Source organism: Pseudomonas sp. V98_8, assembly GCF_029967975.1.
In the GTDB taxonomy this organism is placed as follows: domain Bacteria; phylum Pseudomonadota; class Gammaproteobacteria; order Pseudomonadales; family Pseudomonadaceae; genus Aquipseudomonas; species Aquipseudomonas umsongensis.
Genome location: NZ_JASCAE010000074.1, coordinates 38,174 through 46,020, shown reverse-complemented (window position 1 = coordinate 46,020; position 7,847 = coordinate 38,174). Strand labels below are relative to the sequence as shown.

The window sequence follows — 7,847 nt, the reverse complement described above, 5'->3', positions numbered from 1 at the left end:
TTTTTGCTGGGCCGGCACTCCGGCGTTTGAAAAAGGGAGTCGCCGTAAGGGCGAATCCATAGGAGGCCGTTACCGCAGCAATGGATATGTACTCCGACAACAAATAAAGGGTCGGCTACCCGGTAGCTTTTGTGACCGGTGGTCGATACACCTCGGCCTGCCGGACAATTTGCGCTTAGCTGTAGGGATAACCCCAAGGCGCGCGCAGGTTCCTGATCGCCACAGCGGCGCCAACTTCAGAACACCGTGAGTCTGAGGGCCGTCGCAATGCTGACCTTGAATATCAATGGCCAGGACCAGGAGCTGGATGTCCCTGCGGACATGCCGCTGCTATGGGTCCTGCGCGATGTTGCGCACTTGACCGGCACCAAGTTCGGCTGTGGCATGGCCCAGTGCGGCGCCTGTACCGTGCACATCGATGGCACGCCTTTGCGTTCCTGCATCACACCGGCCACGGCTGTGGCCCATGGGCAGAAAATCCTCACCATCGAAGGCCTGTCCACCGACGGCTCGCACCCGGTGCAACAAGCCTGGGCCGAACTCGATGTGGTGCAGTGCGGTTATTGCCAGTCTGGGCAGATCATGTCAGCGGCGGCCTTGCTGGCAAAGATCCCACAACCGACCGACAGCGATATCGACCAGGCGTTGTCAGGCAATATCTGTCGTTGCGGCACCTACCCAAGAATCCGCGCCGCGGTCAAACGCGCTGCCCAACTGGGTTGATGACCATGAACAGCAGCGATCCACTATCGCGCCGCGATTTTCTTAAGGGCAGTGCCATGCTGGGCGGCGGGCTGGTGGTGGCGTTTGTCATCCCCGGGGGCCATCGCTTTGCCCGGGGCGCGGAAAACCAGGGCAACGTGTTCGCACCCAATGCCTTCCTGCGCATCGGCAATGACAACAGCGTCACCGTGCTGCTCGGTCATTCGGAAATGGGTCAGGGTATCTGGACCGGGTTGACCATGCTGATCGCCGAAGAGCTGGACGCCGACTGGTCGAGAATTCGCGTCGAGCACGCACCGGCGTCGGCCGCCGATTACGGTCTGGCCGGGTTCGGCGGCATGCAGATCACCGGCGGCTCGACCTCGACCTGGATGGAGTTCGACCGTTACCGTCAGGCCGGTGCGGCGGCGCGGTTGCTGCTGGTCGAGGCCGCGGCCAAGCGCTTCAACGTCGCCCCCTCGGCGATTCGCACGGAGTCGGGCGTGGTGATTGCTGGCGACCGGCACGCCACCTACGGCGAACTGGCTGATGACGCCGGCAAGCTGCCAGTACCGGACCCTGCGACCATCAAGCTCAAGGAGGCCAAGGACTGGACCATCATCGGCAAACCCACCAAGCGCCTGGATACGCCGGAGAAAATCACCGGCCGCGCCAAATTCGGCATGGACGTGCAGTTCGATGGCCTGATGACGGCGATGGTCGCGCGTTCTCCGGTGTTTGGTGGCAGCGTCAAATCCTTTGAAGGCGCCGAGGCGCTGGCGATACCCGGCGTGCATAAGGTGGTGCAGGTGCCGACCGGCGTGGCGGTGATTGCTGATCACTACTGGGCGGCGAAACTGGGACGGGATGTGCTGCATGTCGAGTGGGACCTGGGGCCGCACGCAGGGCTCGACAGCGAGCAATTGCTCGAGGAATTCCGCAAGCTCGCTGCCACGCCCGGGCTGCCCGTGAGCGAGGCCGGCGATACCCAGGCTGCACTGGCCAAAGCGACCAAGACCCTCGACGTCGAGTACAGCGTGCCCTACCTGGCCCATGCACCCATGGAGCCGCTCAACTGCACCGTGAGCATCACCCAGGACAAATGCGAGATCTGGACCGGTACCCAGTTCCAGACCCTGGACCAGATGATCGCCGGCAAAATCACCGGGCTCAAGCCTGAGCAGGTCGAGATCCATACCGAGTTTCTCGGCGGCGGCTTCGGCCGGCGTGCCAACCCGACCTCGGACTTTGTCGCCGAAGCGGTCCAGGTCGCCAAGGCCGCGGGCGGGCCTGTGAAAACCGTGTGGGCGCGGGAGGATGACATCCGTGGCGGCTATTATCGCTCGGCGTTCCTGCATCAGGCGCGAGTGGGCCTGGGCGCTGATGGCCTGCCGCTGGCGTGGAAGCATGTGCTGGTCGGACAGTCGATCATGGCCGGCACCTCGCTCGAAGCGGCCATGGTCAAGAATGGCATCGACAAGACGTCCGTGGAGGGCGTGGCGGACGGTCCCTACCTGCAGGGGCTGGCTAATCATCAGGTTGAGCTGCATTCGCCAAACACCGGCATCAGTGTGTTGTGGCTGCGTTCGGTGGGGCATACGCACACCGCCTTCGTCATGGAATCGCTGATCGACGAACTGGCCGCGGCGGCAAGCCAGGATCCGGTGGAGTACCGACGGGCCTTGCTCAAGGCGCATCCACGGCATCTTGGCGTATTGAACCTGGCGGTAGAGAAGGCCAACTGGAAGGCGCCGCTGCCGGACGGCCACGCCCTTGGCGTGGCGGTGCATGAGTCATTCGGCAGCTATGTGGCCCAGGTCGCCGAAGTCTCCCAGGATAACCTGGCGATTCGTGTGCATCGGGTGGTGTGTGCGGTGGACTGTGGGATCGCGGTCAATCCGCAGAGCATCGCGGCACAAATGGAGTCGTGCATCGCCTTCGGCCTGGGCTTCACCTTGCACAGCAAGCTGACGATCAAGGATGGCAGGGTAGTGCAGTCCAACTATCACGATTACCAGGTGTTGCGGCTCAACGAGATGCCGGTGGTCGAAGTGCATATCCTGCCCAGCAGCGAAAAACCCGGTGGCATCGGTGAGGTCGGTGTTCCACCCACGGCGCCAGCAGTGGCCAACGCGGTGTACGCCCTGACCGGGCAACGCCTGCGTGAACTGCCGTTGCAACTGTCGGGGGTGTGAGATGAAACGACACCATTGGTTGCTCGGCTCGCTGATACTGATTTGCCTTTTTGTCTATGCAACAGAACTGTTCGCCGATGACAAGGAGGCGGTGAAGGCCTTCGACACCGTCCAGAAGGTGTTCCAGAGCCCCCGATGCCAGAACTGCCACATTCCCGGAGACGCCCCCTTGCAGTTCGACGCCGGGATACCCCATGCGATGAACGTGGTACGCGGCATGGACGGCAAGGGGGCTTCGGGGTTGCCTTGCGCCAGCTGCCATGCCGAAGCCAATCCCCCCGCCAGTTACGGCGCCAATGCCCCGCCGGGGGCTCCGCATTGGAGCCTGCCACCGGCGGCGCACAAAATGGCCTGGATCGGCCTGCCACCGGACATGTTGTGCAGCATGATCAAGGACCGCGCGAGCAACGGTGATCGCGATTTGGCAGCGCTGATCAAGCATGTCAGCGAGGACAAACTGGTGCTGTGGGGCTGGAATCCTGGCGGGGATCGCGCGCCAGTACCGGTGCCGCACGATGTTTTTGTCACACAGTTCAAGCGCTGGGCGGACGCCGGCGGGCCGTGTCCGGTAGTGGGTAGCTGACCAACGGCGAGTCGACATGGAGTCAAACCCGATATCGAGGACTCTAAAGAACATACCCACCTATGGAGTATGTGATGCTGATCTCAGGCAAACCGCACAAATCGTGTGTACGTGCAGGGACGCCACAGCAGGAACGCGAGTTTTTGCGCGATCTGGCCCGCAAGGCAGAGCAAGAGCTGATCGGGGTACAGATGGCGAGCATGGACGAGTTGACGCTACTGCCCAACCGGCACGGTTTCCTCGCGTTGGCCCAATTGGGGCTGGACGCCTGCCAGCAACTGGAGCGACCGGCGACGCTGCTGTTTTTCAATCTTGACGAGTTCAAGCGCATCAACTACCTGTTTGGTCGCACCGAAGGTGATAAGGCGCTGAAAACTTTTGCCGATGTACTGCGCATTGGTTTTCGGGAAAACGATGTGGTCGGCCGGCTGGAGGGCGCCACCTTCGTGGTCTTGCTCACAGGTTCCGGCAGTGTGGACATCGAGGCGATCAAGTCGCGGCTCGAAGAAATGCTCGATGAACGCATGGCCACGGCGCACCGCGGGTATGAGATTCGTTTCAGTATCGGGCAGATTGAGCATGATCCGTCGGTTCATGGCTCGGTTGAAGAAATGCTGATTGAGGCTGAAAAGGTGTTGGGCCGGTAGCACTCCGGTGCGGTGACTGGCCCATCGCGGGCAAGCCCGCTCCCACAGTTGATAGCATTTCAACTCTGTCAAATGTGGGAGCGAGCCTGCTCGCGAAGGCGGCCTTGGAGGCTACGCCTGCCTTCATTTGGCAAACAATTGCCCAATATCCTTGAACGCCTTGAATTCCAGCGCATTCCCGCACGGATCGAACAGAAACATCGTCGCCTGTTCGCCCACCAACCCCTGAAAACGAATCCCCGGCTCAATCACGAAACGCGTCTGCAGCGACTTCAATCGTTCAGCCAGTGCCTCCCATTCTTTCATGCCCAACACCACGCCGAAATGCGGCACGGGTACGTCATGGCCGTCAACCGCGTTGGTATGGGCGGCTTCTTGCGCGGCGTTTTTTGGCGCGAGGTGGATCACCAGTTGGTGGCCGAAAAAGTTGAAATCGACCCAGTGCTCGCTGGAGCGGCCTTCCTCCAGGCCAAACACGCTACCGTAGAAGTGCCGCGCGGAGGCCAGGTCATAGACCGGAATGGCGAGGTGAAAAGGGGAAAGATTCATCGGCGTGCCTCGATCGCGTAAAGTTGAGACTGAGTTTACCTCTGGGAATTTTGATGAAAAGACGATAATTTTTGCATCGAGCTCAAATTATTTCGATTAGTCGGAAACTCATCATGCTGCGCGAACTCAAGACTTTTATCGCCGTGACACGCTACGGTACGTTCGCCGCGGCGGCCATGCACATCGGTCTGACCCAGTCGGCTGTCAGTGCGCAGATTCGAAACCTGGAGCAAGCCCTCGGCATACGCCTGTTTGATCGCACCGGACGCCAGGCGTTGCTCAATGCAGCGGGTCAGCGGGCGTTGCCCATGGCCCGGGAAATGCTCGACATCTTCAGCCGCATGGCTGTCAGTGAGGACGTTAGCCAATACCGTGGTGAGCTGAAAATCGGCGCAGTGGCCACCGCCCAGACCGGTTTGCTGCCGCAGGCGCTGTTGCGTTTGCGCCAGCAGGCACCGTTGCTGGAACCGAAGTTGGTTCCCGGCGTTTCCCTCAATTTGCTGAGCCAGGTAGATACCGGCGAAGTGGACCTGGCGATCCTGATCAAGCCGCCGTTCGAACTGCCCAAGGAACTGGTGGCACACGTGATTCGCCGCGAACCCTTCGTACTGATTGTGCCAGCGAACCTCGAAGGTGGTGAGCCACTGCAGCTGCTCGTTGAACATCCCCAAGTGCGTTACGACCGCAATTCATTTGGTGGACGACTGGTGACGCGATTTCTAAGGGAACAGCAAATCGATGTGCGCGTTGCGTTGGAGCTGGATGAGTTGGAAGCCATTGTGAAAATGGTTGAGTGTGGGCTGGGGGTTTCGCTGCTGCCCGCGGCGGGGCTTTGGTTGGAACATGGGGCAAAGGTCAGGGTGATCCCGCTGGGAGAGTTGACCTTCTACCGCGAAATCGTGCTGTTGCAGCGGCACAGCCAACGGATGCAGCCGATCCAGCAGTTGTTCGCGAAGTGCCTGGTTTGAAGATCAAAAGAACCGCCTGAACAGGCGGTTTTTTACATGATTTTGGATCGTGTTATCGTCCCTTACCTATCAGTTCTGATAGTTGTCATTTTGGGCATTACACTAAAAACTCAGGCTCCCAGCACTTGAAAGCCAGGCACGCCCATGGATGCTTCATTACCAATCCTGCTCAGCCAATACTTCTACGACTCACTGGATCGCCTGACCAGCCAAGGCCAGCCGGATGCTTGCGGGCCCCAATTTTTTTACTGCGCAAGTCGTTTAGCTACCGAGATACAGGGAGCGGTGTGTTGCTCCATCGTCCAGCAGGGTGACCTGGTACTCGCGGAGCAGCAACACCAGGGCGGTGCATCCGAAAGCACCTTGCTGGCTACCGATCAACAAGGATCGGTGTTGCATCTACTCAAAAACAACTTCCCGCAACGGTCTATCGCTTACTCGCCTTATGGTCATCACCCAAATGAAAGCGGTTTGACCAGTCTACTTGGGTTTAACGGTGAGCGCCGAGATGCTGTGACCGGTTGTTATTGGCTGGGCAATGGCTATCGGGCGTTTAATCCGGTATTGATGCGGTTTAACAGCGTGGACAATTGGAGTCCCTTTGGCAGAGGAGGATTGAATGCGTATGCGTATTGCCAGGGGAATCCGGTGCTGCGGACGGATCCGACTGGGCACGTAGCTATCATCGCAAGCAAGGCGCTGAACATTTTACCGCGAACCCGCAAAGGAACGTTCCTCGGCTTTTATGTTGGGAGAAAAGCGCCCCTCACCAGCCTCAAGAATGGCGGAACGCTTTCTGGGGCGGCTATGCATGCTAAAGGAAAACTGCTGGGGCCAGGCCTCTATGCAACGTCAGATGAAAAAGTTGCACAAGCATTCTTGAATCAAGCTGGCCCTAACAGTGAAGTACGGATGTTCGGTGTTCACTATGTCGGCGAGCTTGACGTGAGTCAGTATGGGCACGGTATCCATCGCAATGCCAGCTTGCAGACAGTTGCTCAGTCTGGCTCGACCTATCGAGTTCCAAACACGCAATTCGACAATCTCATTTTGACAGAACAGGGTTCTCCAGCTCCCGCGGTGCGGGCTACGCCGCCGACCGTACGCCCTAGAGCTGCTTTACCGTCAGTTTCTCAAGTTCAACGTGCACAGATTGCCTCCCCACCTCGCGCGCAAGCGCCAGGAATGAACAATTCGAACAGGCACCAGCAGGATTTTAATGTAATAACTCCGCTTCAGATGCGGATTAGAGGGCTGCAGAAAATGACGTTGAAACAATTAGAGCAACTGGATTTGTAATAGGGTTTTAAATATTGCCTTAAGTTGAAAGCTGCCACTTTGGCACAAAAAACCCGCCTGAAGCGGCGGGTTTTTTTACTGGCTAACCGAAGATCACTCTTCGAGGTTGCCCATGGCCGTGGTGTTGAAGCCACCGTCCACGTACATGATTTCACCGCTGATGCCGGACGCCAGGTCCGAGCACAGGAAGGCGCCGGCGTTGCCGACTTCTTCGATGGTGACGTTGCGACGCAGCGGGGTTTGCGCTTCGTTGGCGGCCAGCATCTTGCGGAAGTTCTTGATGCCGGAAGCGGCGAGGGTGCGGATCGGGCCGGCCGAGACGCAGTTGACGCGAGTACCGTCCGGGCCCAGGGAGCCGGCCAGGTAACGTACGCCGGCTTCCAGGGAAGCCTTGGCCATGCCCATCACGTTGTAGTTGGGCATGGTGCGCTCGGCGCCCAGGTACGACAGGGTCAGCAGGCTGCCGTTGCGGCCTTTCATCATTTCGCGGCCGGCCTTGGCCAGGGCCACGAAGCTGTAGGCGCTGATGTCGTGGGCGATGCGGAAACCTTCACGGGTGGTGGCCTCGGTGAAGTCGCCGTCCAGTTGATCGCCCGGGGCGAAGCCTACGGAGTGCACGATGCAGTCCAGGCCGTCCCACTTCTTGCTCAGCTCTTCGAAGACCTTGGCGATTTCCGCATCGCTGGCCACGTCGCACGGGAAGCACAGCTCGGGGCTCGAACCCCAGCCCTGTGCGAATTCTTCGACACGACCCTTGAGTTTGTCGTTCTGATAAGTGAAGGCAAGCTCAGCGCCCTCGCGATGCATGGCGGCAGCGATGCCGGATGCGATGGACAGCTTGCTGGCGACACCGACGATCAGTACGCGCTTACCGGCGAGAAAACCCATGTGTTGCTCCTCTTTT

8 protein-coding genes are annotated in these 7,847 nt (G+C 59.4%); 6 read left to right on the top strand and 2 right to left on the bottom strand.

Features of this window, described 5'->3' with window-relative positions; genetic code table 11:
* The first annotated feature begins 267 nt into the window (after nucleotides 1–267).
* From QLG10_RS22830 to QLG10_RS22815, 4 genes are all read left to right on the top strand, one after another.
* The gene (locus tag QLG10_RS22830; protein ID WP_020799272.1) at nucleotides 268–723 is read left to right on the top strand and encodes a (2Fe-2S)-binding protein; all 456 of its coding nucleotides are present in this window, start codon (nucleotides 268–270) and stop codon (nucleotides 721–723) included.
* 5 nt (nucleotides 724–728) lie between these two features.
* Nucleotides 729–2,897, top strand: a complete 2,169-nt coding sequence (locus QLG10_RS22825) for a xanthine dehydrogenase family protein molybdopterin-binding subunit (protein ID WP_282488080.1) — start codon at nucleotides 729–731, stop codon at nucleotides 2,895–2,897.
* Nucleotide 2,898: 1 nt separating this feature from the next.
* Nucleotides 2,899–3,480 (top strand): hypothetical protein, encoded by a 582-nt coding sequence (locus tag QLG10_RS22820; protein WP_188264786.1) that lies wholly within the window; start codon nucleotides 2,899–2,901, stop codon nucleotides 3,478–3,480.
* 74 nt (nucleotides 3,481–3,554) lie between these two features.
* Nucleotides 3,555–4,127: a GGDEF domain-containing protein gene (locus tag QLG10_RS22815; RefSeq protein ID WP_282488079.1), complete on the top strand. Its 573-nt coding sequence runs from the start codon at nucleotides 3,555–3,557 to the stop codon at nucleotides 4,125–4,127.
* Between the two features lie 123 nt (nucleotides 4,128–4,250).
* On the opposite strand, the gene QLG10_RS22810 is transcribed toward QLG10_RS22815, so the two are convergent.
* Nucleotides 4,251–4,676, bottom strand: a complete 426-nt coding sequence (locus tag QLG10_RS22810) for a VOC family protein (protein WP_110752092.1) — start codon at nucleotides 4,674–4,676, stop codon at nucleotides 4,251–4,253.
* Between the two features lie 113 nt (nucleotides 4,677–4,789).
* Between QLG10_RS22810 and QLG10_RS22805 the strand changes: the two genes are divergently transcribed.
* Both QLG10_RS22805 and QLG10_RS22800 read left to right on the top strand, forming a co-directional pair.
* Entirely contained in the window at nucleotides 4,790–5,644 is an 855-nt protein-coding gene (locus QLG10_RS22805) for a LysR family transcriptional regulator (RefSeq protein ID WP_110752094.1), read from the top strand.
* 144 nt (nucleotides 5,645–5,788) lie between these two features.
* Nucleotides 5,789–6,943, top strand: coding sequence for an RHS repeat-associated core domain-containing protein (locus tag QLG10_RS22800; RefSeq protein WP_282488078.1), 1,155 nt, complete (start codon nucleotides 5,789–5,791; stop codon nucleotides 6,941–6,943).
* 93 nt (nucleotides 6,944–7,036) lie between these two features.
* Here QLG10_RS22800 and fabI read toward each other — a convergent pair whose 3' ends face one another.
* A complete protein-coding gene (gene fabI / locus QLG10_RS22795) occupies nucleotides 7,037–7,831 on the bottom strand; it encodes an enoyl-ACP reductase FabI (protein WP_020799278.1) in 795 nt (264 codons plus the stop codon).
* Nucleotides 7,832–7,847: the final 16 nt, after the last annotated feature.

What these genes read in the sequence shown, in the direction of transcription:
- fabI (WP_020799278.1), bottom strand. Translation starts at nt 7,831, where the DNA reads ATGGGTTTTCTCGCCGGTAAGCGCGTACTGATCGTCGGTGTCGCCAGC.
- QLG10_RS22830 (WP_020799272.1), top strand. Translation starts at nt 268, where the DNA reads ATGCTGACCTTGAATATCAATGGCCAGGACCAGGAGCTGGATGTCCCT.
- QLG10_RS22825 (WP_282488080.1), top strand. Translation starts at nt 729, where the DNA reads ATGAACAGCAGCGATCCACTATCGCGCCGCGATTTTCTTAAGGGCAGT.
- QLG10_RS22810 (WP_110752092.1), bottom strand. Translation starts at nt 4,676, where the DNA reads ATGAATCTTTCCCCTTTTCACCTCGCCATTCCGGTCTATGACCTGGCC.
- QLG10_RS22800 (WP_282488078.1), top strand. Translation starts at nt 5,789, where the DNA reads ATGGATGCTTCATTACCAATCCTGCTCAGCCAATACTTCTACGACTCA.
- QLG10_RS22815 (WP_282488079.1), top strand. Translation starts at nt 3,555, where the DNA reads ATGCTGATCTCAGGCAAACCGCACAAATCGTGTGTACGTGCAGGGACG.
- QLG10_RS22805 (WP_110752094.1), top strand. Translation starts at nt 4,790, where the DNA reads ATGCTGCGCGAACTCAAGACTTTTATCGCCGTGACACGCTACGGTACG.
- QLG10_RS22820 (WP_188264786.1), top strand. Translation starts at nt 2,899, where the DNA reads ATGAAACGACACCATTGGTTGCTCGGCTCGCTGATACTGATTTGCCTT.